Source organism: Rothia sp. HMSC072E10 (genome assembly GCF_001813965.1).
GTDB lineage: Bacteria > Actinomycetota > Actinomycetes > Actinomycetales > Micrococcaceae > Rothia > Rothia mucilaginosa_A.
In genome coordinates, this window is sequence record NZ_KV814486.1 from 96,457 (window position 1) to 122,485 (window position 26,029).

The window sequence follows — 26,029 nt, forward strand, 5'->3', positions numbered from 1 at the left end:
AGAAGACGGAGGCCAACTACGGTGAACCTCGCTACCGTCCGCCCCCCAAAGCCCGGTACCCTCACGCTATGACCGAGAACGCCACCCACCCCGCAACGGCCGCACAGAACACCCCGGCCCAAGACACTGCGGCAGACAACACCGAATCACTCCTGCAGATTCGCGTCGTCCCAGAGTTCAAAGCCGCCGCGGCCGCACGCCGGCTCAAGGCCCGCGCACCCGAAAGCCACCTCTCCACGGTGCGCCGCGCCCGCAAAATCAACCGTATCCTGGGCGAAACCTACCCCTACGCGGTCGCCGAACTCGACTTCGACACCCCCTTCGAGCTACTCATCGCCACCGTGCTCTCGGCGCAGACCACCGACGTGCGCGTCAACTCCGTGACCGGTGCGCTCTTCGCCCGCTACCCGGATGCCACCGCGCTCGCCTCCGCACGCTACGAGGAGGTCGAGCCCTACATCCAGTCCCTCGGCTTCTACCGCGCCAAGGCACGCTCCATCGTGAACCTCTCGCGCCAGCTCGTCGAGGAGCACGGCGGGCAGGTGCCCTCCACCCTCGAGGAGCTCGTCAAGCTCGCCGGAGTCGGCCGCAAAACCGCAAATGTGGTGCTCGGCAACGCCTTCGGCGTGCCCGGACTGACCGTCGACACGCACTTTGGCCGCCTGGCCCGCCGCATGGGATTCACCACCGCCGAGGCCCCCGAAGCGGTCGAAAAAGACGTTGCAGAGCTCATCGACCGCAAGGACTGGACCATCTTCTCGCACCGCATGGTCTACCACGGCCGCCGCATCTGCCACGCCAAGAAGCCCGCCTGCGGCGTATGCCCGGTTGCAGATCTCTGCCCCTCCTACGGCATCGGCGAGACCAACGAGCAGAAGGCCCGCAAGCTCATGAAATACGAAATGGCCCCCGGCCGCGAGGACCTGCACCTTCGCTTTCTGCAGGGCGCAACCCGCCGCCAGCTACAGGCCGAGGGGTACCCGCTCAGCGCCTAGCCGGCCCCTGCCGTACACTGGTGAAACCGCCGTAGACGGCCCGCACGGATAGCGCGAGCCATGGACGAGCACAACCCCACGCCTGCATACGATGCGGAGAGCAACCAACTATGACCGTGACCAGCGGAACCGAGCACCCTGCCCGTGACCTTCTCGAGGCCCTCGCCAGCGGCGGGGTCGAATTTGACGTGGACGCCCTGCTACGCAGCGCCCCCGCCAGCCCCCTGAGCAAGGAGGCCGCCGTGCTGATTCTCTTCGGCGTGCTCGATGACTCGCCCTCCACCGGCGAATTCGAAGGATGCCCCGAGAACGTGGGTGCCGACCTGGACGTGCTTCTGCTCGTGCGCGCCGCAACACTGCGCGCGCACGCCGGTCAGCCCGCCTTCCCCGGCGGGAAAATCGACCCCGAAGACTACGCGCTCGCCGAGTCCACGGGCGAACCGGTCGCACACATCGCCGCACTGCGCGAGGCCGTGGAGGAGACCGGCCTGGACCCCGCCGGCGTGCAGGTCCTCGGCCAGCTACGCACCCTGCCGCTACCCATCAGCGACTTCATGGTCACCCCCGTCATCGGTTGGTGGAACAGCCCCGTGCCCGTCAGCGTGGTCGACCGCAACGAGTCCGCGCTCATCGCCCGCGTGCCCGTGCGCGACCTGCTGAACCCCGCCAACCGGCACACCGCCTACGTCAAACGCGGCCGCACCTCGCACCGCACCCCCGCCTTCGACGTGCGCATGCCCGGCGGTGAGGAGTTCACGGTGTGGGGATTCACCGCGATTCTGCTGGACCGCATCTTCGACTCGCTCGGCTGGACCGTGCCCTGGAACCGCAACGATCTACGTCCAGCACCCGGGTACGAGCCCTAAATCTACCGGCCGTATGGCGTGCCGGCCAGCCGGTGGAGCCAGCCGGTGGAAACGAACGCGGCCCCACCCCGCGGCGGCCCGCACAGCCCGCCGCGGGTTATTTACCTTCGGAGTAATCGTGCACGTGGTGCACCGAGACGGGAAAATCCACCGGGACCCTGCCGAAAAGCAGACGCGCCGCCTCCGCCGCACACTCGCGCACGATGCGAGCCACGCGCTCGGCCTCCAGCTCCGGACCGCACAGCAGCAGCTCATCGTGCAGAAAATAGACGATGCGGGTGCGCATGGGCATGCCGAAAATCGTCTCCGTCAGCAGACGGGTGCGCACCGAACCCATCCAGCACAGCGCCCACTCCGCGGCGGTTCCCTGAACAATAAAGTTGCGGGTCATGCGGCCGTGAGCACGCGCGGTCGACACCGCACGCGATTCGGCCGCCGGCGAGGAACGATCCGCCACAATCTCGCGAAAACGATCGCTCACCGGCGGTGAAGTGCGCCCCAGAAAAGTCGTCACCTGGCCGCCCGCCTCACCGATGCGCGCCGCCCGCTCCGTGAACTCCATGGCCTGCGGGAAGAGGGCCGCAACGTGCGGAAGAAGCGCCCCAATCTCGCCGCTGCGTCCGCCGTACATGATGGCGAGCATGCCCACCTTGGCGTGGGCGCGCTCCGTCAACCCCACGCCCTTGAGACGCGCCAACTCGGCGATGCCGGCGTACAGGTCGGCGCCTCGTCCGGCCGATGCGAGCGCCTCATCCCGGCTGAGGGCCGCCAGGATGCGCGGCTCAATCTGCGAGCCGTCCGTCACCGTCAGAATCTGCCCCTCGGGGGCCTGAATTGCCTGCCGAATCTCGGCGGGAAGCTGCAGGGCACCGCCGCCCGAAGCGCCCCAGCGCCCGGTCGCGGCCCCGCCCACCTCGAGGTGCGGGCGGAAAGCGCCCTCAGAAACCCATGTGTCGGACCACGTCCAGCCGTTGGCGGTCCAGATGCGGTACAGCTTCTTGTAGCGCAGAATCGGTTCAATGAGGGCCTGCCGCTTCTGCCGCTGCGAGGGCACGGCCTTCGCCCAGCTCTTGAGCTCCCAGGACCGGGTCGACGTCACCGAGGCACCCGCCGACTGCAGGGCGTGTAGAAGCTCCTGCGGTGAGTCGGGGTTAAGCGTGGGCATGAACAGCATGCGCTGGATCTCTTCGACCAGCTCCTGCATCTTTTGTGGGCGTTGGCCGGGCTCGGGCCGGGGGCCCAGTAGTTCCTGCAGGTGTTCGTGGTGAGCCCTCACGTTAAAGGGGATGCCGTAGTACCCGATTTCGGCAGCGACGAGGGCGCCCGCCGATTCGGCCGCCGCCAGCAATCGCAGACGTTCGGGATGCTTCGAGGAGCTGATGGCCCGCGCCTGGGCCAGCCATTCGCCCATGAGGGCGCGCACGACGGGGTGTTCCGGCAAAAGACGGACGGGCCCGGCCGAAAGCTGTGCCTCGAAAGGCTCGTGAGGCGCCGGCTCAAGAAGATCATGGGTCCCCGAGGCCTGCGCGGGATTCTTTGCGGAAGCACCGGCTGAACCGGCGTTCTTCTGAGCGGCACCGCTCAGGAAATCCGCGCCGAATAGTTCCTCCTGCCCTTGAATTTGGCGGGCCACCGGCAGGTATCCCTGGGGCTCTAGAGCCTCGGTGAGCTCCGAGAGGTCCAGCTCGGTTTCGTAGCTGACAAAGCGGCTGGGATGCGTGGCTGCGGTCCGCAGAATACGCTGCACGAGCCGCAGATCGTAGCACTGGTGCACGCGCACCCCGCGCCGCAATAGCAGGGGTGCGATGTGGCGGGTATCGGCCCAGATCCAGCGCGGGGGTCGGCGGTCCGGGGACTGCTCGGCCCTCCGCTCAACCTCGCGCACGTAGGCCGCCAGGTTCGCGGCGCTGACCCGGTCTGCGCGCAGAATCTGCGGAATAAAGGAAGGGTCGGCCAGCTGCTCGGCGGTGGGGTCTTCGTAGTGGAAAGCTCCCCAGGACGTCACCGGGCTCTCCGCCCGTCCGCGCGCGGGCACGCCCGCCGCAATGCGGGCGGTGACGGGCTGATTCGCGGTGCCGGTGCGGGCCGTGATGTCCGCACCGGTGGCGGGGCTGAGAAGGATGTACATAGCTCCATTATCGGTGACGACCGGGTGCGGGCCGTGACGGGGCGTCGACCCTGTGGATAGTAGGAGCGGCTGAGCGGCTGAAGGGGTTGTGCGAGGCTGGGGGCGCTGTGCGAGGCCGGGATGCCGTGTGAGACAGGGGCGCTGTGCGAAGCGGGGGCGGGTCTTGAAGCGGGTGAGTTTTGGAGTAAGCGAGTTTTGGGGCGGACGACTCTGGGGCTGTGCGGTTTTCGCGTTTCGTCATAAAGCCGTCGGAACGGAGGCTGAGCGGCCAAAACGAGGCGAAAACGCCCTGTGGATAACGGATTTTGCGGGGTTTAAGTCGGAATTATCCACAGAACGATTGTTCTATATTTGGGGGTTTTCCTCTCATGGTGTGATGAACCCATGAAGACCACCGACCAGCTACAGAACCCGCAGCGCACCCTACTCGCTGACCCGCCGCGCGTGAGGGCGCAGATTCCTCCGCGGGAGTCGGAACAGGGCCTTGCCCCCACACCGCCAGCTGGGGCGCCTCCCGGGGTGCCTATGCCTAGCGAGGTGTCTACCGGGGCGAGCGTTCCCGCACTGATGGTGCCCGAAGACTACCGGGCCCGCGCCGTGGCCGTACAGGCGAGGGAGTGCATCCTGCGTTCCCCGGAATTCAGCTCCCTCGCGCTCGACGGAGCCGCGGCCTTTAATGGGCCCTCATCGGCACAGCCCTTCTTCGAGTTGCCGTTACGTCCTCTCCTCGAGGGGGTCGTGGAGGAGGTTATCGCCGAGATAGACGGAGCCCCGCCGCCCGGTGCGCTCCCGGGGCCGTCCCGGGCAGCCCCGGGGATTCTGCACCGTTTTATGCCCCGGGTCCTCTCGGGTACCCTATCCCTGCGGAGAAAGCCGGGGAAGCTGCCGGGCGTTTTTACTGCACATCTCGCAGGTCCGCGCGCCGCTGAACGGGGGACCGCCCCGTGGAGCTACCCCAGCGTCGAACACGTACCCGTCGACCGAGAACTGGCTCTGCGCTATCTGGGGTCTGAGCTCTACGGGTTTGGCGCGCTCGATTTGCTCCTCGAAGCTGGAGAAAAATTCGGGGCCGCCATCACCGACATCTACGTGAACTCACCCTGCGATATTTGGGCGGGCATCGGTGGTGAAGTTCGCCCCGTCGCCCTGAGCCTCGGCAACGAGCAGCGAGTGCGTGCCCTGGCCGAGCGCCTTATTCGCCGCCGCGGTGGGCAACTGGATACCGCGCACCCGGCTACCGACGTCAGCGATGAGGTGGGTCGACGCATCCACGCCATCATTCCGCCCCTGAGCGAGCGCACCCGCCTGTCCATCCGATTGCCGGCAAGGGAACGCCCTGGCCTAAACCGCCTCGTCAGCGTCGGATTGTGCGATGCCGCAACCGCCGACTACCTGCGTCGCATGGTGGCCGAGCGCCGTGGATTCGTCATTAGCGGCGGTACGGGAACCGGTAAGACGACGCTCCTCAACGCCCTGCTGGGGCTGTGTGAACCGGCCGAGCGCATCGTCATTCTGGAGGACACCCCGGAGCTCGCCCCCGAACACGAGCAGGTCGTTGCCCTTAGAACCCGAGCCGCGAATTCAGAGGGGGCGGGCGCTATCGGCCTGGGCGAACTCATCGTGCAAGCCCTGCGCATGGGCCCGGACCGCCTGGTTGTGGGGGAGTGCCGCGGGGCGGAGGTGGTGCACCTGCTGACTGCCATGAACACCGGTCACCGCGGTGCCGGGACCACGCTGCACGCCAATAGCGCCGAGGCGGTGCCTCGCCGACTGATTGCCCTGGGCGCGCTCGCGGGCCTGGATTATAGAACGGTTGCTCTGCATACGGCGACGGCTTTTGAGCGCATTATTCACCTCGAGCAGCAGGGCGGCCGCCGCCGCATTGAGGGCGTGTATAGCCTGCACGTTGAGGGGCCCGAAGAGCGGTTGCGGGTGCGGAGGATTCCCATTAATCCGGAGTCCGATCGAGGGGTAGCCCCGTCGGAGTCAGCCGGAGGCGTCCGGGAAAGGGGGAGAACATGAGAGCCGCACGAACCGCATCGCTGAACCTGCGGGAGCACTGGAAGAATCGCCGCCCCGGCGTAGCGGATGCCGAAGAGATGCGCGTGTGGCCGCTCGTGTTGCGTTCCCTGGCCCTCAACCTGCGGTCGGGGATGAGTCTGCACGAGGCGGTGCAATCCCTCTCGTACCCCGAAGAGCACCCACGGATCGGTGAAGATATTCGCCGGTTTATTCGAGCTCTGGAGACCGCCGCGGCCTGGGGACTATCGCCGCATCTGGCTTGCGAACAGGTTCTTGACGAGGACGAACGCAGCCTGAGACCTCACAGCCGAGAACGCCTGCGCGACCTGTCCCTCAGCCTGCGCATGAGCGAAAACGCCGGAGCGCCCCTGGCCACCAGTCTGGAGCGAGCCGCCGAGCACGCCGAGGAACGTATCGATGCACTCCTGGGACGGCAGAGCGCGCTGGCGGCGCCTCGAGCTACCGGTCGAATCCTCTCGTGGCTACCGCTCATCGGGCTGGGACTGGGAATGTTGATGGGCAGCGACCCGCTGGGTGTGCTCACCGGATCGGTGGCCGGTGCCCTCGCGGGCTTGCTCGGACTCGCGCTGGCCCTGATAGGGCGAGGGTGGACGGCCCGGCTGATGCGCCGGGCCGAGGAGGAGAGCGAGGGCAGGAGCTCCCCGGCCGCTCAGCCCGTCCGACTCGGTGGGCACCTCGCGAGGGAACCGACCGGTCGTGAGGGTCGACGCTTCGGCTCTTTGGGGCACGCGTCTTTGGGGCACACGGAAGCCTGCGCTCCACCCGGAGTGGACACGGCTCTCATGTTGGAGCTGCTCGCCGCGCAGCTGAGGGCCGGGCTCTCGCCACTTTCGGCCCTGACGGCTCTCGCCGAGGCCCTGAACAGCGGGCAACTGCGAGCGATATGCCGCCGACTGCAGATGGGAGCCACCTGGGAGGCGGCCTGGGCCGGAACCGCCACGGGAAGCTGGGGTCCGCTGAGGGACGCACTCGCCCCGGCCTACACCGCCGGTAGCCCGAGCGCGCCCCTGCTCAGGGCCCTTGCCGACGCGCAACGCCTGAGTGAGCGTCGCGCCGCGGAGCGGGCCGCCGGAAAACTTTCGGTTGCCCTGGTCGTGCCCCTCGGACTCTGCTCCCTACCGGCATTCATCTGCCTGGGCATCGTGCCCATCCTCATTTCGCTCCTGCCGACCCTCACCGGGTAGGACCCGCGGGAACGATCCCACATTCTCGCGCCGAGTTGAACGAACCGCTCGGTGCGCAATCCCAAATACCTTGAGAAAGGAAGACCAATGACGAACATTCTGACCCCCACCTACCCCGAACGACGTGGAGAGAACGAAGCCGACCGCTACGAGGCGGAGGCTGCCCAGACTATCCTCGGGCCCGTGCCGCTCTCGGTTGCCATCGCCACGACCCTCAAACAATTGCGCGAGGAATGTGCGGACCTCTTCGACGGGGATGAATTGCCCGATACGAAGGCCCCCAAGATTACCCTGCCCGGCGCCTCGAGCGAGGCCCCGATGGGGCTCCCGCAGGAGCTGGCTCGGCGCGAAGAACGCGTTCTGAATATTGCCCGTGCCCTGGCCGAGGGATGCACCCTAGACTCCTGTGGCCCCACCTGCTGCGCGCTGGGTTGCGCACTTGACGAAGGCGAAGAACGTAGCTCGCGCGCTGCGGGAGATGGGACTGAGCCCGCTGAACCGACCGGGTGTTACGGGACTTCATGCGGGGACGAACCGCTCGAGCTCTCCACCACTCTCGGTGCTGCGGAGCGTGAAACGCACGAAGCCGAACGTTACGCCCCCGCCGGTGACGTGGAGGAGGGCGCATCCACCGCGGAGTACGGAATCGTCATGCTTGCGGCGGTTGGTTTCGCGGGGCTGCTGGTGGTCATCCTCAAATCGGACGAGGTGCGTTCAATGCTCCTGGACATCGTGCGTAACGCCCTCTCGATTGCGGGAAACACGGGCCTGCTATAGGGCTATAAGATATTGGGCCAGGCCTAATTATGACCGGTAGAAACACCTAGAATATCAGTACAGAAAGGAGGAATAAAGAATGACCGTTCGTGTCATTTTGGGCCGTATTGTGGGTAGGTCTCGGAGGCGCAACCCTCGGCCCGAGGAACTGGGCTCCGTAACCGCCGAGTTCGCGGTGGCCCTGCCCGCCGTGACCGCGGTGCTCGCCCTCTGCCTGGGGGCAGCCTCCACCGGCGTGGCCCAGGTAAAGCTGGAAGAATCGGCCCGGGCGGCGGCCCGTGCAGCCGCCCGGGGCGACTCGGAAGCCGAGATTCGTGCGGTCGTCGAACGCATCGACCCGGCGCAGAGCGTGCAGGTGAGCGCGGCGAACGGGGAGCCTGGTGAGGTCTCGCAGGTGCAGGTCGTGGTGACCCGCCCCGCTCCCGGCGTTATCGGCTCCGCGACGGGATGGACCCTGCGAGCCGAGGCTCACGCCCGACAGGAAGGAGGCATCGATGAACCGGAAGAACCGGGAGGGCACAGCGCCGACTCTGGCGACCCCGGCTAGGGCGGGCGACCCGGTATCCGCGGGGTCCCGGGAGGAGGGCAGCGGCACAGTTCTCGCGTTGGGCATCGTGGCCGTTCTGCTGATTATGACGGTGACTGTGGCCGGACTCATCGGGGCGGTTTCCGCCAACCGACGGGCCTCCTCCGCAGCCGATCTCAGCGCCCTGGCCGCGGCGGACGCCTACAGGGGTCTTGCCCCCGGAGACCCCTGCGAGGTGGCCAAGGAATGGGCCGTCAAGAACGGCGCCCGGCTGGAGGCGTGCATCTTCCCGGACCGACCCGAAACCGTGGAGGTGACGGTCGCAGTGCCGGTCAGCGGCCCGATGAGCGTGCTGGGCCCGGCGAGAGCGCGAGCCCGGGCGGGAGCCGCGCACCCGCTGGGGGAGCACGCCCCGGAAGTCCCCGAGGTTGAGGACCCTCCCGAGGAGATGCCCGCGGAGGAAGCGCCACCGACGGGCTGAGCTTCGGGAGTCTAGCCCTCGACGGCTTTCTAATCCCTGGCGACTATCCCGGGAGTCGCCCCCTCTTCCGTATCGGTGCTTCCGTCGATGCTCTTCAGCATGGCCCTCAGCAGGGCCATCGCGCCGGCCTTGCTGAGGGGCTCGTTGCGATTACCGCACTTGGGCGAGTGTACGCAGGAGGGGCACCCCTGCTCGCATCCGCAGCTTTCGATGGCCTCGAGGGTGGCGCTCAGCCACCGCCGAACCGCGTTGAAGCCGCGCTCGCTGATGCCCGCACCGCCCGGCGCGGCATCGTAAACGAAGATCGTGGGCTGGCCGGTATCGACGTGGTAGAGCGTGGAGAGCCCTCCCAGATCCCAGCGATCGCTGGTGGCGATGAGGGGCAGCAGGCCGATGGCGGCGTGCTCGGCGGCATGCAGGGTGCCCGGGCCGTCCTCTTCGGTCACTCCGGCCCCGAAGAGGTAGCTGGGCTCGAACGTGAACCAGACGGCTTCGGTGATGAGCACCTCCGGGGGCATGGGCATGGGCTCGTTACCCAGGTGCTCACCGCCGTAGACCGAGAAACGTTTGTAGCCGGTCACCTGGTTGGTGACCTGAACCTGGCCGCGGTGCATCGTGAGGACGGTGTCGGAACTTTCGCCGGGGCCTACGCTGCGGGCCTCCTCGAAGCGTACGCGCGCCCGCTCGGCGAGCACTCGCACCTCGGTGGTTTCGATAGCTCGCGTGTAGAAGTCCGGGTTGGCGAGGCTGAGCAGAATCACGCGCTCGTCCTCGCTGAGGGATTCGACCACGTAGAGAACGTTCTGGTGAATATATACCGCTCCGGGGTGCCCCTGACTCATGGCGTGTGCGGCGTCCATGGTGCCGACGAGCGTACCCTCCTGCCCGTCGATGAGCTGGTAGGGGCCACCACCGGTTCCGCGGATGTCGACCAGGTCGGCGGCAGACTCGGCGTGCGTCCAGTACCAGCCGTCGGCGCGGCGGCGCAGGTACCCCTGCTGCACCAGGCGATCCAGGAGCGCCTCGGTGTGCGGGCCGAAGAGGCTCAGCTCCTCAACGCGGATGGGGGCCTCCTGGGCGGCCGCACAGAGCTGAGGGGAGAGCACATAGGGGTTGGTTGGGTCGAAAACGGTGGCTTCAACGTCCTGCCCAAAAATCGCCTCCGGGTGGTGCACCAGGTAGGTATCGAGCGGGTTGTCGTCGGCGATGAGAACGGCGAGCGCGTCCTGGCCGCCTCGTCCGGCTCTGCCGATGCGCTGGGTAAAGGATGCGCGGGTGCCGGGCCAGCCGGCCACGATGACCGCGTCCAGCCCGGAAATGTCGATACCCAGCTCCAGTGCGGAGGTGCTGGCCAGGCCCAGCAGCTCGCCGTTGCGGAGCCTGCGTTCGAGTTCGCGGCGCTCTTCGGGGGTGTATCCTGCCCGGTACGCGGCGACACGGTGGGCGAGGCCGGGCTCAACTTCGTCGAGGTAGCGTTGGGTCTTCTGCGAGAGGACCTCCACGCTACGACGGGAGCCCGCAAAGACCAGCGAGCGGGTGCGCGATAGCACCAGGTCGGTGAGCATCTGCGCACCCTGCTCGATGGGGGAGAGGCGGCGTGGGGCGTTCTGTTCGGCTTCGGATTTGAGGGCCTCCTGCTGGGTGCTGCGGGCACCGGCGGCCAGGCGGTCGGTTGCTGCGGGCGGGAGTAGCTCGGGTTCCCAGAGCACCACCGCAGTCTCGCCGCGGGCGGCCGTGGATTCGGTGATGGCGGTGACCGCCCGCTGCGGCACGCCAATGAGCTTGGCGAAGGACTCGACCGGGTTGGAGCTGGTGGCCGAGGCGCCGTAGAACACGGGCACGGTGCGGTAGAGGGCGCAGACGCGACGCAGGCGGCGCATCAGATTGGCGATGTGCGCGCCGAAGACCCCTCGATAGCTGTGGGCCTCGTCGAGCACCACGTAGCGCAGCCCGCGCAGGAAGGAGGCCCACTGCCGGTGGTTGCTCAGAATCGAGTAGTTGAGCATGTCCGGGGTGGTGAGGATGAAGTTGGCGTGCTCGCGAATCCAGCGGCGTTCGCCGGTGGGGGTGTCCCCGTCGTAGCTGGCCGGGTAAAGCCCGGGAAGATTGTAGGAGGTGAGGGCGGTGAGTTGGTCTGCGGAGAGTGCCTTCGCCGGAGAAATATAAAGAATATTCGCTCTATTATTGAGGTTCTCAGTCCCGGAATACGCGGAAGTTGAGCTCACCGGTTCGCCGCACGAAGCTCGGTAAACGGCGTCCAGCGTGGGCATCAGGTAGCTCAGGGTCTTGCCCGATGCCGTGCCCGTGGCAACGATAACGTGCCCGCCAGCACTCTTCGCACCTTCAGCGTGTGCAGGAGCCCCCGCCTCAACGCGCCCCGCCTGCCAGCCGTAGCGTGCCGCGCTCGCCTCCAGGGTGGCGTCAAGACCGGCGTGGGCCGCCTGCGCGGCGGCGACCTGGTGAGCGTATGGCTCCGAAATGCCGAGAGATTCGAAGGCCTCCACCACGCGCGGATGCATCCACTGCGGCCAGGGGGCGTGCTCCGCCTCGTGGGCCGGGATGGTGTGCACGTGGGTGATCTGCTCGGGCAGGGTGGAGGCGGGCGACAGCTCGGGGAGGAGGGCGCTCAGAGCCTGCTGAGTGGCGTTTGGAAGGTCGCCGAGGCGGCGGGGCACGCCGGGTACCGCCGGTGGGCCCGAACGGTCTACGTTCGCGGATTGGGGGTCTGCGGGGTGATGAGCTGCGTGCTGGGGCATGGCTTCAATTGTAGGTCTCGGCTCGCGCGCGAACTCCCTCGTTCGTTACGGGCCCATCCGTCTTCGGTCGGAGGCGTTCCGGGGTATCGGGCGTATTTCTGTGCCGAGGGTTCGCACGCATCAAGGATTCTGTATGTATTGAGGGTATTGCACGTTAAAATAGTTTCGTGGCTCAAAATAAGATTATTCTGTATTACCAGTTCGCCCCCATCGCCGACCCGCAGGCGGTCATGCTCTGGCAGCGTGCCCTCTGCGAGAAGCTCGGCCTGCGCGGGCGCATCCTGATTTCCAAGCACGGCATTAACGGCACCCTCGGCGGCGAGATTAACGCGGTCAAGGCGTACACCAAGGAAACCCGCAAGTACCCCGGCTTCAAGAACATGGAGTTCAAGTGGTCCGAGGGTGGCGCGGAGGACTTCCCTCGCCTGTCCGTGAAGGCTCGCGACGAGATTGTGGCTTTCGGCGCTCCCGACGAGCTGCAGGTGGACGAGAACGGCGTCGTTGGCGGCGGCGTGCACCTGAAGCCCGAAGAGGTCAACAAGCTCGTTGAAGAGCGCGGCGACGAGGTGGTCTTCTTCGACGGCCGTAATGCCTTCGAAGCGAAGATTGGCAAGTTCAAGAACGCCATTGTCCCCGACGTGCGCACCACCCACGACTTCATTCGCGAGATTGAGTCCGGCAAGTATGACGACATTAAGGACAAGCCGGTCGTCACCTACTGCACCGGCGGCATCCGCTGCGAGATTCTCTCCGCGCTCATGAAGAACCGCGGCTTCAAGGAGATCTATCAGATCGACGGCGGCATCGTGCGCTACGGCGAGAAGTACGGCGATAAGGAACTGTGGGAAGGCTCGCTCTACGTCTTCGACAAGCGCATGCACATGGAGTTCACCCCCGACACCGTCACCATCGGCAAGTGCGAACAGTGCGGCGCGCCCTCGAATAAGTTCGAGAACTGCTCCAACGATTCCTGCCGTGAGCTGGTTCTGCTCTGCCCCGAGTGCGCAGCTGATGATGCGAAGCGCCACTGCGTGCCCGAGTGCTCGGTGGACCGCGAAGCCGCCGAGGTGAGGGCCTAATGGCCTCCGCCAAGGAGAACGCGGTTCAGATTTCAGAGCCCCGCGTTGAGGAACACCCGGCGATGGTCGTTGCCGGCGTTTCGCGGGTGTTTTCCCTGGATGAGGACTTCTCCCCGCTGTGGGATGAGCTGAATCAGAAGGCCTCCCCGGCAATGCTGGACGTTCTGAATGTGACCCAGTACCTGGGCGTGTGCACTCAGCCGAACCCGAAGGGTCAGGTCCGCTACACGGCGGGCTTCCTGGTGTCGGAGCCGGCGAACGCGGCGAAGCTCGGCCTGGGCGTGCTGGAGCTGCCTGCGAGCACCTACGCGGTGGTCGAGGTGACCGGCCCGATTTCGGAGTCCATTCCGGCGGGCTTTGCGAGCTTCGAGGAGGCGTTCTTTGCGAAGAACCCGCAGTACCGCCCGGTTGGTGGCCTGGAGGTTTACGGCCGCGGCGATATGCAGGCGGCTGATTACCGTATGGAGCTGTGGGTTCCGCTGGCGAAGCGTTCCTAGGACAGCTTGTTTCTGTCGTTTTAGTTGCAGTTTTAGCTGTTGAATAGAAGGGCCCGGTGGTGCGATGTGTTCGTGCCGCCGGGCCTTTCTGCGCCCTTTTGTGGCCTATATTTTGTGCTCCGGAGTGGGTGACACGTGCGGCGAAAGCTGGGGAGCGGTGCTCTGGGTGTAATACCCCGAAATAAAATACTTGACATGTAAAGTATTTGGGGTTAGATTTAAAACACCAGCCCGGCACTACAAGAGAATCGGGCACAACCCGCAAAGGAAAAAACAATGAGCACCCCCACCAACCCCGGCACCCCGCAATTCGATCCGCAACTCGACGAATCCATCTGCATCAGCCACCTCGAACCCAAAGCTGGCACCGAAAAGAAGCTCGGCTTCCTCTCCTTCGGCCACTGGGCTGAGGTTCCCGGCTCCCGCGTACCGAACGCCGCAGAATCTCTACACCAGGCAATCGACCTTGCCGTAGGCGCCGAAGACATCGGGCTGGACGGCGCGTTCTTCCGCGTGCACCACTTCGACCAGCAGCAGGCAACCCCCTACCCGCTACTCTCCGCCATTGCCGCGAAGACTGAACGCATCGAGCTGGGCACCGGCGTGATTGACATGCGCTACGAAAACCCGCTCTACATGGCGGAACTCGCCGCCATGGCTGACCTCATCGCGGCGGGCCGACTGCAGCTGGGTGTCTCCCGCGGTTCGCCCGAATCCGTGATTCGCGGTTTTGAGAGCTTCGGCTACTACCCGGCAGAGGGTGAAAACGAGAGCGACATGGCGCGCCGTCACCTCGACATCTTCCTCAAGGCAATCGAGGGTGAGGGTATGGCACCCAGCGCTCGCGTTCCCGGCAAGTACGCCCCCGTCCAGCCGCAGTCGCCGGGCCTGCGTGACCGCATCTGGTGGGGCGCGGGCACCGATAGCACCGCCGTGTGGACCGCGCAGAAGGGCCTGAACCTCATGTCTTCGACTCTGATGCTTGAAGATAAGGGTATTCCCTTCGACCAGCAGCAGGCGCAGCAGATTCGCCTCTTCCGCTCCGAGTGGGTGAAGGCGGGTAACTCGGGTGTTCCGCGTGTTTCGGTCTCCCGCTCGGTGCTGCCCGTGATTGATGAGACCTCGGCACGCTACTTCGGTCGCCGCGCCGCGGAGGATTCACAGGATTACACCGGCATTATCGACAACAGCTTCTCTCGCTTTGGCCGTAGCTACATTGGTGACCCGGCGGAGATTGCCGAGGAGCTCGCTCGTGACGAGGCGGTTCAGGCAGCGGACACCGTGCTGCTGACCGTACCGAACCAGCTGGGCGTGGACTTCAATCTGAAGATGCTGGAGACAATCGTCAAGGAGATTAAGCCCGCGCTGACCACCAAGTAAATATCATAAAATTATTGAATTTATTGGTTATTTTAGAAATATTTATTGGTAAATAAATAGGGTGCAGAACGGTGTAAAAACAGCATGCTGTCTGGGTGTATCGTCCACGTGTAAGTTTGCGCTTTATTCCCTAAACTAATTTTCATTATGAAGATCGCCCCCGGAGCTATGATTCCGGGGCGATCTGTGTGCTATCGGGCTATTTGAATCCGCATGTGAGGGTTGAGAATATGTGGGGTCGGGGCACATCCTATCGAGGCGCATCCTAGGTGGAAGGTCTGTTGCCTTGCGTCCTGAACCTTTCAAGGGCGGGGGAGTGGGTTTTTCCCTGCGTTTCATAAAGTCGTCCGACTCGTTGATTTGACGGTGCAGGGCGGCACTTTCGAGTAATATTTGTGTTGGGTAGGCAAAGGTGATAAACGTCACGATAATAGCGGTGAGTCTCTTCTTCTGCCTGAAGGTGAGTGTTGGCTTCGGGGGTGAAGAGTGTGGTTTTTTGTGGCTTTCTACAAGAATGAATACCCGGAAAAAGGGGTATTGCCTGTTGTGGGCTATATTAAAGCCACATATTTCTCCGCACTGAAAATAAATAATTTAAAGCGTATAAATGCAATTTATTTAAAAATTTTATTTAATGCATCTCAATGCATTTTTATTATCTTTTGAATATGCCTAGTCTTAACACGCCACCCAGGATTTTCCAACGACGATGAACCGTCGTGAAAAGGGTAGATCGAGTGCTCATCCGGAAAGCCCGGAGATAAGAGCGTTCTTCCAGGTGGATACTTCTTCCTGTACCGACCCTTTCAGAGCATCTTCGGTAGTGCATCGTGAATTATCACTCAATATACGAGATAAGGACTAGTCCTCATGACTTCTGAAAAATCCTCCAACGAGGCTCAGCAGCCCGGTTTGAGCCGCCGCCAGTTGGCAGCCGGTGCAGCCTGGGCAACCCCCGTTATCGCCGCATCCGCTGTCGTTCCGGCATACGCTGCCAGCACCGGTGATACTGCCGGCAGCGAATACGGTCTCTTCGTGACCACCGCTTATAACGGTGGTTTTGTCGGTTATACCCACAGTGATGACGCTGGTTTTAATGGCCCCACCAGCCCCCAGGCATACTGGGCTAACGGTGGCACCTATACCCCGACCATGAATGTTACTTCTGAAGGCTGCTTCACCGATGGTATGGCAAAGGTTGGCGCGGGTAGCTACACTCCTGTGACCAACTCTGGTAGCGGTTCTAACGGTGGTTATGTTAGCTCGACCGGCTTCTGGTTCTCTGTACCCACCACTGCGGTGAAGACCGGTACCAGTTACGTTCCCGGCTCTAGGGCAGTTCTGAAGGCAGGTGCGCGTTTCAGTACCCTGGTGACCGTGGTCGTCCCGACTACCTCCAACTGGAAGTGGACTCTCAACAATATTGCCCTTCAGGGATCCGCTCAGAAGTGGACTAAGACTCTCAACGGCCGTATGTCTGATTTGAATGCTACCGCTCCGTACCTGGGTACCGCGAACGTGGCTGGCACCTGGAATGCTTCTGTGCCGACCATCAAGGATAACGGCGACGGCACCGCAACCTTTACCGGCACGATTACTTACACGACCAGCCGAGATTACACTCTGACCCAGACCGGTTCTAAGTACTACGGTCAGGTTGTTATTCTGCCCGGTGTGATTGAAGTTTACCCGGCATACGGTTTTAAGAGCTTCTCCCTGACCTCGCAGGTGGAATCGGCTACCATCACCTACTCGGGTGCTGAGGTGCCGAACGTTCAGCTGAATAACGAGCTGCAGACCACCGCTACTATTCGTAGCTGCTAATCCCAGGGATAAGTCTTCTACATTAGGCAGTTGAGAGGAAGAAAGCAGGGAATATATTGGCGCCGATGTTCGGCGCAGATGGTACATCAAGCGCTACGCGGACGACGGTATATGCACCGCCCCTGTAGAAGTTGCACCCTGTGGATGAGAGTGACCGCACGGAGCATATCAGAGCAGGCAGACGGTGTTTGACACCCCGAGTGAAATGAAAAATTGGGTTGAGGTAGCTTAGAGGAAGAACACGCCTTACCCCGGTTTCATGACGCACTGCGAGGAGTCTTTTAGATAACGTGCAGATGCGTCGGTTTTTAACCCCTATAGTCTTCAAATTCTGCCGATAGGGTTCGGGGTCAATCCCGTGCTATACGTGGCTTATTGCGGTGCTACCCGGTGTAGAAGAGTGCTCTCTACGATTCAGAGTAAAAGCCTCGCCCCCGTAGTTCGGGGGCGGGGCTTTACCGCGCTTTAGAGCTTTCGCAGGAGTTCGGAGGCCGAGTCCTCAAAACCTCAGCTAGTTCTCGTCGCTAAAGTGCAGGAAGCTCTTGAGTACCAGCTCACGCACCGCGTGCAGCAGGGTATCGCGCGGATGCTGCTGTTGTGTACCGCGTGCCGCGCCAGCGTGCCGCCGTCGCTTCCGTGATGGGCGATGGTCGCTGATGAGCGCGAACTCTGCCGCCTCCCGAGGGCAAGGGCGCGGAGCGCGTGCGGCAGCCCGCACAAGTGGACAATTGGTCAGTTATTGCTGTATAGTCATCGTATGCTGACTATTGCTTCACACCTCGACGTCATGAACCGGCTCGGCCGCGCCATGGCCGACCCGACACGTTCCCGGATTCTGATGACCCTCCTCGGCGGCCCGAGCTATCCAGCCGTGCTCTCGCGCGAGCTGGAGCTGACCCGCTCGAACGTGTCCAACCACCTGACCTGCCTGCGCGATTGCGGAATCGTCGTCGCCGAGCCCGAGGGCCGCCAGACGCGCTACGAGATCGCCGACCCGCACCTCGCCGCGGCACTGACGTCCCTGATCGACGTCACGCTCGCGGTGGACGAGGCCGCGCCGTGCATCGACCCGGCATGCTCGGTGTCGGGCTGCTGTGGAACGGCGGCGGGAGCATGAGCGAGACCCTGACCGCCGCGCGCCGCGCGATGCTGCACCGGCGCGTCCGCTTCATCGTCGGCTTCACGATCACGTACAACGTAATCGAGGCAATCGTCGCAGTCTGGGCAGGCGTCCTCGCCTCGTCCGCGGCGCTCATTGGCTTCGGGCTCGACTCGGTTGTCGAGGTACTCTCGGCTGCGGCCGTCACCTGGCAGTTCACCCGCAAGGACCCTGAGCGGTGGGAAACGGTCACCGTCAAGGCCATCGGCATCGCGTTCTTCGCGCTGGCGGCCTACGTCTCGATCGACGCGGTGCTGGCCCTGGTCGGCCAGGAGGGCCCCGACCGCAGCCCGCTTGGTCTCGGTATCACCGCGCTGAGCCTGGTCGTCATGCCTCTGCTGGCGTGGATTGAGGTCCGCACCGGGCGGGAGCTGGGCTCCAAGAGCGTGATGGCCGACGCCAAGCAGCTCATCCTGTGCATCTACCTCTCCGGTGCAGTGTTCATCGGCCTCGTCCTCGACAGCCTGTTCGGCTGGTGGTGGGCTGACTCGGTCGCGGCGCTGGTCGTGGCGGTGCTCGCGGTGCGCGAAGGCCTGGAGGCCTGGCGCGGCGACGTCGAGTCGCCGTTCGAAGTGCTAGAGGACCTCGAAGACGACTGACCCGTCACCCGACGATGAAGAGCCTGTGCTGCAACCCAGACATGCGCTACGAAAACCCGCTCTACATGGCTGAACTTGCCGCCATGGCCGATCTCATTGCGGCGGGTCGACTGTAGCTGGGTGTGGACTTCAACCTGAAGATGCTTGAGGCAATCGTGAAGGAGATTAAGCCCGCGCTGACCACTAAGTAAAGCCCCTGAGGTGAAGGTCCTGGGGTAAAGACCCCGTGCCAAGCTGTTTCCAGCGCTCTGTAACGCGCTGAGATGTTTGTTCCCATACAGCTTGAGCCACACATACAGCGATGCCCCGGCAGGCACCCGCAAGGGTTCTGCCGGGGCATTACTATGCTCACGTTCTTAGAAATCCTTCTGTCTAAAAGTCTTTCGTCTTTTCCCAAGGCTCAATAGCGCCCGGAACCACCTCAAAGAGCGGATGCGCACACGCCGCCAGCTCGCCGCGTGCCGCCAGTCGCTCGCTCAACCGATGCTCCCACTCGGGGTCACGCCCGGCCATCTTGTGCTGCAGAAAGGCGAGCTCGTACTCCAGCTGACCCAAAGGAACGGGAATATGCGCGACCGAAGGATACGGGTTTCCTGCCTTGTCGGCGCAGTTTTTACCTGTGCCGTTTTTACCTGTGCTATTTTCGTTTGTGCTATTTTTGCCCGCATCGTGTTCGCCCGCACCAATCAGTGCACGGTTGAACGAGTAGCCGCGGGCATCCGCCTCATCCGCCAACCCGCACAGGTAGGCGGCAACCGCCTCCAGCGGCTGCGGATGCGCGCGAAAACGAATCAGCTGCGGATGGTTCGTGTACCCGCGAGTCAGACCCCGCAGAACCTTCTGCGCCAGCAGAGTTTCACGCCAGCAGGCGACCAGGGCACGGCGGTCAAGCAAGGAGGGGTGCAGGGACCAAATGCGCACGCCTAGCCCTGTGCTTCTGCCGCATATACCTCAGCGGCATTTTCACCAGCCGATGCTGCGCCCGTGTGCTCGTCGCTAAAGTGCAGGAAGCTCTTGAGCACCAGCTCGCGCACCGCGTGCAGCAGGGTATCGCGCGGATGCTGTTCCTGCGTACCGCGCGAGGCGGCGGCCGCCTCGTCGTATTCGGGCCAGGAGAGCAGCATCGCAAGAGCCGCCACAATCTGGCCCACGGCAAGCTCGCCATCGCTCGCGGAAGTGAAACCCGCCGTCTCGGTGGAGAGCAGCTGGGTGCGGCACAGACCCGATCCGGCACGCAGCAGAATAACGCTCGGGTGCTCGGCGCCGGGTCGGCCGTGGCGTTCCTCGGTGACGTCCTCGGCGACCTCCAGGTGCGCGGCGAGGAGTGCCTCGTCGTCCATGGCGGCCAGGCGGTCGTAGCGGCGCACCGATTCGGTGAGGGCGCGGGCGATGGGCTGCTGAATCGGGTAGGTAATCTCCTCGAAACGCTGCAGGGGCTCGGTCACGCCTGCCGCGGTCACCTCGGTCGGGCGGCGCAGCCAAATCATGCCGAAGCCAATAGAATGAACGTTCCGGGATTCGAAGTCGTTTAGATACGCCAGGTAGGTCTGCTCGTAGTGCTTGCGGTCGCGGTTCTCGCTCGCATCCTTCAGCCAGGTCTCGGCGTAGGACTCGGGGCTCAGCGTCTCGCGCTGAATAATCCAGGCCTCGGCGTCGGCATCTTCAACCCAGGCGTGCACGCGCTCGTCCCAGGAACGCGGCTGCGAGGGGTCCTCGGAATCGCGGATAATCTCCCAGTTGCCCAGCATCTGCGCGCGGCCGCCGGGCACCAGAACCGAGGGCAGGCGGCGCACCATCGTGCTGACAATCTCATCGCCGGGCAGGCCGCCGTCACGGTAGGTGAACTGCTCCTCGGCGCTCTCACCGGCCACGCGCGGGGTAATCACGAACGGCGGGTTCGACACCACCAGGTCGAAGCGTTCACCGGCCACCGGGTCCAGCAGGGAACCCTCACGCAGGCTCACGCGATCCTGCGGGTTCTGCGGGTCGATATCAAGGGCGGGAGCGTTCAGCAGCAGGTTAAAACGGGTGAACGCCAGGGCACGCTCCGAAATATCGGTGGCGGTCACGTGACGCGCGTGAGCCAGCAGGTGGAAGGTCTGAATACCGCAGCCGGTACCCACATCCAGGGCACGCTCGACGGGGGTGCGCTCGGTAATCTGCGCCAGGGTCAGGGACGCGTGACCGATGCCGAGCACGTGATCCTTGCGGAGCACGCCGGGACGCTGATGCGCGCCCAGGTCCGCGGCCACATAAATCTCGGTGCCGTCGTCGGCGGCGTGCGGGCGCAGGTCAACGCTCGCGGTCCAGCGACCTGCCGCGTCGCGCTCAATCAGGGATGCCTCCGCGAAGTCCTGCAGGGTCTCGCTGAAGACCTCTGCGGCCTCCGCCTCGGTCAGCGGGCGGGCCAGCAGGAAAAACGCCAGCAGGCGCGCCAGGTTCTTCTGTTCCGCACTGTACTCGCCGCGCAAAATCTGCTCGACACGCCAAATTCCGGGGACCACCTGGTCGCGGGCCATCGCATCCGCGGCGTTCGCGCCCAGAAGCTCCTGCACGGCGTCGTACGTGTAGTTCAGGGCAGTGAGGCGCTCGCGCAGGCGCACGAGGCGGGCGTAGTCGTCGCTGCGGGGCGCATCCGCAACAGCGGCGTACTCGGGGGCGAAGTCGGGGGCAGAAATACTCATGCACACCATTCTACGCACCGGGCCCACACCACCTTCCCGTTATCCACAGCGACCCGCCGCTGCCCTGACGCGGGCCCAACATCGCATACACTGTAGAGCATGAGCAATCTCTACCCCGATGAAAGCATCAGCGCCGAGAAATGCTGGGAACGCCTGCACGCGAACACCCTCGGCCGACTCGTCATGACCGACGGGCAGCACGTCGACGTGCTCCCCGTGCTCTACGCCGTGGCCAACCAGGAAATTTACATCCGCACCACCCGCGGCAATAAGTTCTCCTCCGTGGTGGTCAGCCGCCGCGTCGCCTTCGAAATCGACGAAACCCTCGAGGACGGCATCCGCTCGGTCATCGTGGTCGGCGTCGCCCACTGGCTCCCGCCCGAGATGACCCCGCAGATTGTGCGCACCTTCGACCTGCCCGACTCCGAAACCCACGAAATGCAGTGGGTGCGCATCGTGCCGCAGACCGTGTACGGCCGCGAATACCCGCTACTGCCCGCATACCTGGACGGCACCCACCCCGACTCTGATACCCTCACCAGCTAGCGGTTAGCGTCCACACCCCGGAAAACGCGGCCCCGCAGGATCCCCGGTGAGCACGTCAACGGGTGCCCCGTGCACCAATCAGTCCACCGGTACCGTATGATGGAGCGAGTACCCTGCGACCACCGCGTCTCAGCGCACACACGGTGCGGGGCGCAACCTCGACCCCCGCTCCGGGAGTCCAACACACTAATCGCTCAACGAAACACCTCACCCATCGTATTGAACCGCCCCGACCGCCCGGACCGGGCGTTCGTGTGGGTTATGGTTGAATACGTAGCGACAACACATAGATAGAGGAGTGCCGTGCCCGCTCAGGCCAAGAATGGAAAAGCCCTGCTAATCGTGGAGTCCCCCTCCAAGGTCAAGACCATTAGCGGCTACCTCGGCGAGGACTACCTGGTCGACTCGTCCATGGGTCATATCCGTGACCTTCCGCAGCCCTCCGAGCTGCCCGAAAACCTCAAGAAGGGCCCCTACGGCAAGTTCGCGGTCGACGTTGAAGACGGCTTCGAACCCTACTATGTGGTCAACCCCGACAAAAAGAAGAAGGTTACCGAGCTCAAGCGCAAGCTCAAAGAAGTAGACGCGCTCTACCTGGCAACCGATGGTGACCGCGAGGGTGAGGCCATCGCGTGGCACCTGAAGGAAGTCCTCAAGCCCAAGGTTCCCGTCTACCGCATGACCTTCCCCGAAATCACCCGGGAAGCCATCCAGCGTGCCTTCGGCGAACTGCGCGACATCGACCTGCACCTGGTCGATGCGCAGGAGACCCGCCGCATCCTCGACCGCATCTACGGTTACGAAATTTCCCCCGTACTCTGGCGCAAGGTCGGTCGCGGCCTCTCTGCAGGCCGCGTGCAGTCCGTCGCGACCCGCCTCGTGGTCGAACGCGAACGCGAACGCATGGCCTTCGTCGCCGCCAACTACTGGGACCTGTCCGGCCGCTTCCTGAACGCGGCCTCCGAGGGCTTCGACGCCAAGCTCGTCGCCGTGGATGGCAACCGCATCGCCACCGGCAAGGACTTCGCCGACAACGGCACCCTCAGCTCCTCCAAGGTCACCCACCTGAACGAGGAGGCGGCCCGCGCGCTCGCCGCCGCCCTGCAGTCCGCCGCGTTCTCCGTACGCTCCGTTGAGACCAAGCCGTACAAGCGCCGCCCGGCAGCGCCGTTCACGACCTCCACCCTGCAGCAGGAAGCCGCGCGTAAGCTGCGCTTCTCCTCTCGCGTGACCATGCAGGTTGCGCAGCGCCTGTACGAGAACGGTTACATCACCTACATGCGTACCGACTCGGTTGCGCTGAGCGATCAGGCCGTCAAGGCCGCACGCCGCCAGGCCTCCGAGCTGTACGGCGCCGAGTTCGTGCCCTCCGCACCGCGCGTGTACACCTCCAAGAGCAAGAACGCGCAGGAAGCCCACGAGGCAATTCGTCCCGCGGGTGACACCTTCCGCACCCCGGACGCCGTGCGCGGCTCTCTGTCCAACGACGAGTTCCGCCTCTACGAGCTGATCTGGAAGCGTACCGTCGCCTCCCAGATGGCCGACGCGACCGGTTCCACCGCCTCCGTGCGCCTGGGCGCCGTGGCCTCCAACGGTCAGGACGCCGAGTTCGCTGCATCCGGTACCGTCATCACCTTCCGCGGCTTCCTCGCCGCCTACGAGGAGGGCGTTGACGCATCCCGTGTGGCCGAGCGTGAGGCGAAGGATGCCGAGAAGCGCCTGCCGAACCTGACCGCCGGCGAGGCTCTGACCGCAGAGGCGATTGAGCCCGCCGGTCACGAGACCCTGCCGCCCCCGCGCTACACCGAAGCCTCCCTCGTGAAGACCCTGGACGAGCTGGGCATTGGCCGTCCGTCCACCTACGCGGCGGTTATTTCGACCATCATGGACCGCGGATACGTGAACGTTCGTTCTGGTTCGCTGATTCCCTCCTGGACCGCGTTCTCCGTGGTGCGCCTGCTCGAATCCAGCTTCGGCCCCTACGTGAACTACGAGTTCACCGCCCAGATGGAGGAAGACCTCGACCGCATCGCGCGCGGTGAGGAGTCCCGCGTCGAGTGGTTGGACGAGTTCTACTTCGGCGGCGACTCCAAGCGCGGCCTAAAGCCCATCGTTGACAACCTCGGCGAGATTGACGCCCGCAGCATCAACTCCATCCCGATTGCGGACGGCATTGTGCTGCGCGTGGGCAAGTTCGGCCCCTACCTGGAGGCCGAAGGTACCCTCGACACCGAGACTGGCGAACTGACCGAACCGATCCGCGCGAATGTACCCGCCGACCTGGCACCGGACGAACTGACCGAAGCGAAGGCACGCGAACTGCTCGAACAGGGCAAGTCCGACGGCCGTGTGCTCGGCGTGGACCCGGTTTCCGGCAACCAGATTGTGGCTCGCGACGGCCGCTACGGCCCCTACGTCACCGAGGTGATCGAGGAGATGACCGAGGAGCAGATTCAGGCGTACCTGGACGCGCAGCCGACCGAATACTACAAGAACGGCAAGCCCAAGCCGAAGAAGAAGCCGAAGCCCGCCAAGCCGCGCACCGCCTCCCTGTTCAAGTCCATGGACCTGGCGACCGTGACCCTGGAGCAGGCACTGCAGCTGATGAGCCTGCCGCGCGTGCTCGGTACCGACGCTGAGGGCGTGGAGATTACCGTGCAGAACGGCCGCTTTGGCCCGTACCTGAAGAAGGGCACGGACTCCCGCTCGATTGGCAGCGAGGACGAGATCTTCACAATTACGCTGGAGCAGGCACTGGAGATTTACTCCCAGCCGAAGCAGCGCGGTCGTGCGGCGGCTAAGCCTCCGCTGGCTGAGCTGGGCGTGGACCCGGTCAGTGAGAAGAAGATTGTGGTGAAGGACGGCCGCTTTGGCCCGTACATCACCGACGGTATTACGAACATTACGGTTCCGCGTGCGGAGTCGGTCGAGTCGCTGACCCACGAGCGTGCGGTGCAGCTGCTTGCTGACAAGCGCGCGAAGGGCCCGGTCAAGCGTAAGACCGCCGCGAAGAAGACCACTACCGCCAAGAAGACTACTGCTAAGAAGACGACCGCAAAGTCTACTACCGCGAAGAAGACGACCACTCGTAAGACCGCGGCGAAGAAGACCGCTGAGTAGCTCTTCTACCTGAAGGCGCAGGATGCGTCCCGAAACCCCCGTGTGGGGATGGGGCGCCTCCTGCGCCTTTTGCGTGCTCGGGCTTTTGCGTGTCCGGGGGGACGTTTGTGCTCGGGATGTTCGGCGCGTTTTTTGTGTCCGCGCTGTGTTTTTTAGGCTTGCGCTGTGCTGATGCTGGGCATCCGCCCGGATTGTTTGCGGAGTGAGCCGCGCCTCTGACAGACTGGGAGAGGCGCCGCACCTGCGGTACCGCACACAGATAGTATCCCGCCGCGGGCGGGGGAGGGGAGCGCATCGTGCGCCTGGGAGTTCTGGATGTCGGGTCGAATACGGTTCACCTGCTACTGATTGACGGCAGCCCTGGAGCGCGCCCCGAACCGTACGCGTCGCACAAGATTCCGCTGCAGCTCGTGCAGTACCTCGAAGCTGAGGGCAATATTTCGCAGGAGGGCGCGGACGCGCTGACCCGCTTCGTGACCAGCGCCCGCGACTTCGCTATCGAGAATGAGGCGGAGGACCTGCTGGCGTTCTCCACGAGCGCTATCCGTGAGGCGGGTAATGGTGCGGCGGTGCTGCATCAGGTGCGTGAGCAGACCGGCGTGAGCCTGAACGGTATTTCGGGTGATCAGGAGGCGGCGATTACGTACTTTGCGGTGCGCCGCTGGCAGGGTTGGGGTGCGGGCCGCATCCTTGATTTTGATATTGGTGGCGGCTCTTTCGAGTTTTCGACGGGTACGAATGCGTTGCCGGATGCGGCGATGAGCGTGCCGTTGGGGGCGGGCCGTTTGACGCGTGAGTTTTTTGATGAGCAGCCGCCGAAGCAGGTGAAGCGTCTGCGTAAGTATGTGCGTGAGCAGATTGCCCCGGTGGCGGAGAATCTGTTGCGTTATGGTGCGCCGGATATGACGGTGGGTACGTCGAAGACGTTCCGTTCGTTGGCGCGTATTTGCGGTGCGGCGCCGTATTCGGCGGGCCCGCATGTGAAGCGTGAGATGCACCTGCAGGATTTGCGCCTGTGGACTCGTCGCATGGAGGCGATGACGGTGTCTGAGCGTGCTGACCTGCCGGGTGTTTCGAAGGCTCGTGCGGAGCAGATGCTGGCGGGCGCTATCGCTGCGGAGGCGGCGATGGAGGCGTTCGGTATTGAGACGATGCGCGTGTGCCCGTGGGCGCTGCGTGAGGGCCTGATCCTGAAGCGTATTGAGCACCTGGCGGAGGGTACGGGTACTCCGGTCAACCCGAAGACCCTCCTGGGCGCTTAACCCCATGATGATGAACCCCGCAGGCTGGTGCGTAATGGGCACCCGCCTGCGGGGTTCAAGTTGTACTTTATTGTTTCGTGATAATCTGTGAACGTTGACGGCTGTACAGCGATGTAAAACGCG

At 64.1% G+C, this 26,029-nt stretch carries 20 protein-coding genes and 1 pseudogene; 17 read left to right on the forward strand and 4 right to left on the reverse strand.

Annotated features, from left to right (window positions below; translation table 11 throughout):
* Positions 1-68: 68 nt before the first annotated feature.
* Both nth and HMPREF2944_RS02050 read left to right on the forward strand, forming a co-directional pair.
* A complete protein-coding gene (nth, locus tag HMPREF2944_RS02045; protein ID WP_070679997.1) occupies positions 69-995 on the forward strand; it encodes an endonuclease III in 927 nt (308 codons plus the stop codon).
* A 110-nt stretch (positions 996-1,105) separates the two neighbouring features.
* On the forward strand, positions 1,106-1,861 hold the full coding sequence (locus HMPREF2944_RS02050) for an NUDIX hydrolase (RefSeq protein WP_070680000.1): 756 nt from the start codon (positions 1,106-1,108) through the stop codon (positions 1,859-1,861).
* A gap of 97 nt (positions 1,862-1,958) precedes the next feature.
* On the opposite strand, the gene HMPREF2944_RS02055 is transcribed toward HMPREF2944_RS02050, so the two are convergent.
* Entirely contained in the window at positions 1,959-3,989 is a 2,031-nt protein-coding gene (locus tag HMPREF2944_RS02055; RefSeq protein ID WP_070680002.1) for a bifunctional 3'-5' exonuclease/DNA polymerase, read from the reverse strand.
* Positions 3,990-5,027: 1,038 nt separating this feature from the next.
* Here HMPREF2944_RS02055 and HMPREF2944_RS02060 point away from each other — a divergent pair.
* The 5 genes from HMPREF2944_RS02060 to HMPREF2944_RS02080 all read left to right on the forward strand — a co-directional run bounded on the left by HMPREF2944_RS02060 (position 5,028) and on the right by HMPREF2944_RS02080 (position 9,000).
* Positions 5,028-6,011 (forward strand): TadA family conjugal transfer-associated ATPase, encoded by a 984-nt coding sequence (locus HMPREF2944_RS02060; protein WP_246826235.1) that lies wholly within the window; start codon positions 5,028-5,030, stop codon positions 6,009-6,011.
* On the forward strand, positions 6,008-7,216 hold the full coding sequence (locus HMPREF2944_RS02065; protein ID WP_070680008.1) for a type II secretion system F family protein: 1,209 nt from the start codon (positions 6,008-6,010) through the stop codon (positions 7,214-7,216). Before HMPREF2944_RS02060 ends, HMPREF2944_RS02065 begins: the two co-directional genes overlap by 4 nt.
* An 87-nt stretch (positions 7,217-7,303) precedes the next feature.
* A complete protein-coding gene (locus tag HMPREF2944_RS08940) occupies positions 7,304-7,993 on the forward strand; it encodes a DUF4244 domain-containing protein (protein ID WP_083313048.1) in 690 nt (229 codons plus the stop codon).
* 79 nt (positions 7,994-8,072) lie between these two features.
* The gene (locus HMPREF2944_RS02075) at positions 8,073-8,540 is read left to right on the forward strand and encodes a TadE family type IV pilus minor pilin (protein WP_070680010.1); all 468 of its coding nucleotides are present in this window, start codon (positions 8,073-8,075) and stop codon (positions 8,538-8,540) included.
* On the forward strand, positions 8,488-9,000 hold the full coding sequence (locus HMPREF2944_RS02080; RefSeq protein ID WP_083313049.1) for an Rv3654c family TadE-like protein: 513 nt from the start codon (positions 8,488-8,490) through the stop codon (positions 8,998-9,000). Before HMPREF2944_RS02075 ends, HMPREF2944_RS02080 begins: the two co-directional genes overlap by 53 nt.
* A gap of 29 nt (positions 9,001-9,029) precedes the next feature.
* Here HMPREF2944_RS02080 and HMPREF2944_RS02085 read toward each other — a convergent pair whose 3' ends face one another.
* Complete coding sequence (locus HMPREF2944_RS02085) at positions 9,030-11,756, reverse strand: DEAD/DEAH box helicase (protein WP_083313050.1); 2,727 nt, start codon at positions 11,754-11,756, stop codon at positions 9,030-9,032.
* Between the two features lie 167 nt (positions 11,757-11,923).
* On the opposite strand from HMPREF2944_RS02085, the gene HMPREF2944_RS02090 reads away from it, so the two are divergent.
* From HMPREF2944_RS02090 to HMPREF2944_RS09335, 7 genes and pseudogenes are all read left to right on the forward strand, one after another.
* Positions 11,924-12,835, forward strand: a complete 912-nt coding sequence (locus HMPREF2944_RS02090) for an oxygen-dependent tRNA uridine(34) hydroxylase TrhO (protein WP_070680013.1) — start codon at positions 11,924-11,926, stop codon at positions 12,833-12,835.
* Positions 12,835-13,332: a GyrI-like domain-containing protein gene (locus tag HMPREF2944_RS02095; protein WP_070680016.1), complete on the forward strand. Its 498-nt coding sequence runs from the start codon at positions 12,835-12,837 to the stop codon at positions 13,330-13,332. The genes HMPREF2944_RS02090 and HMPREF2944_RS02095 overlap by 1 nt, the downstream gene beginning before the upstream one ends.
* A gap of 276 nt (positions 13,333-13,608) precedes the next feature.
* Positions 13,609-14,712, forward strand: coding sequence for an LLM class flavin-dependent oxidoreductase (locus tag HMPREF2944_RS02100; RefSeq protein ID WP_070680021.1), 1,104 nt, complete (start codon positions 13,609-13,611; stop codon positions 14,710-14,712).
* An 870-nt stretch (positions 14,713-15,582) separates the two neighbouring features.
* On the forward strand, positions 15,583-16,536 hold the full coding sequence (locus HMPREF2944_RS02105; protein WP_070680024.1) for a hypothetical protein: 954 nt from the start codon (positions 15,583-15,585) through the stop codon (positions 16,534-16,536).
* 757 nt (positions 16,537-17,293) lie between these two features.
* A complete protein-coding gene (locus HMPREF2944_RS02110; protein ID WP_049331677.1) occupies positions 17,294-17,653 on the forward strand; it encodes a Cd(II)/Pb(II)-sensing metalloregulatory transcriptional regulator CmtR in 360 nt (119 codons plus the stop codon).
* Positions 17,650-18,294 (forward strand): cation diffusion facilitator family transporter, encoded by a 645-nt coding sequence (locus HMPREF2944_RS02115; protein ID WP_070680027.1) that lies wholly within the window; start codon positions 17,650-17,652, stop codon positions 18,292-18,294. Before HMPREF2944_RS02110 ends, HMPREF2944_RS02115 begins: the two co-directional genes overlap by 4 nt.
* A 38-nt stretch (positions 18,295-18,332) precedes the next feature.
* A pseudogene (locus HMPREF2944_RS09335) lies at positions 18,333-18,407 on the forward strand (luciferase); the annotation flags it as partial.
* A gap of 259 nt (positions 18,408-18,666) precedes the next feature.
* On the opposite strand, the gene HMPREF2944_RS02120 reads toward HMPREF2944_RS09335, so the two are convergent.
* Positions 18,667-19,215, reverse strand: a complete 549-nt coding sequence (locus HMPREF2944_RS02120; protein WP_070680030.1) for a pyrimidine dimer DNA glycosylase/endonuclease V — start codon at positions 19,213-19,215, stop codon at positions 18,667-18,669.
* Between the two features lie 2 nt (positions 19,216-19,217).
* The gene (locus HMPREF2944_RS02125) at positions 19,218-20,978 is read right to left on the reverse strand and encodes a DUF7059 domain-containing protein (protein WP_246826236.1); all 1,761 of its coding nucleotides are present in this window, start codon (positions 20,976-20,978) and stop codon (positions 19,218-19,220) included.
* A 99-nt stretch (positions 20,979-21,077) separates the two neighbouring features.
* Between HMPREF2944_RS02125 and HMPREF2944_RS02130 the strand changes: the two genes are divergently transcribed.
* From HMPREF2944_RS02130 to HMPREF2944_RS02140, 3 genes are all read left to right on the forward strand, one after another.
* Positions 21,078-21,524, forward strand: coding sequence for a pyridoxamine 5'-phosphate oxidase family protein (locus tag HMPREF2944_RS02130; RefSeq protein WP_070680036.1), 447 nt, complete (start codon positions 21,078-21,080; stop codon positions 21,522-21,524).
* 303 nt (positions 21,525-21,827) lie between these two features.
* Positions 21,828-24,644, forward strand: a complete 2,817-nt coding sequence (gene topA, locus HMPREF2944_RS02135) for a type I DNA topoisomerase (RefSeq protein WP_070680039.1) — start codon at positions 21,828-21,830, stop codon at positions 24,642-24,644.
* A 296-nt stretch (positions 24,645-24,940) separates the two neighbouring features.
* Positions 24,941-25,906 carry a Ppx/GppA phosphatase family protein gene (locus HMPREF2944_RS02140; RefSeq protein ID WP_070680042.1) on the forward strand — a complete coding sequence of 322 codons (966 nt, stop codon included), beginning with the start codon at positions 24,941-24,943 and terminating at the stop codon, positions 25,904-25,906.
* The last annotated feature ends 123 nt before the right edge of the window (positions 25,907-26,029 follow it).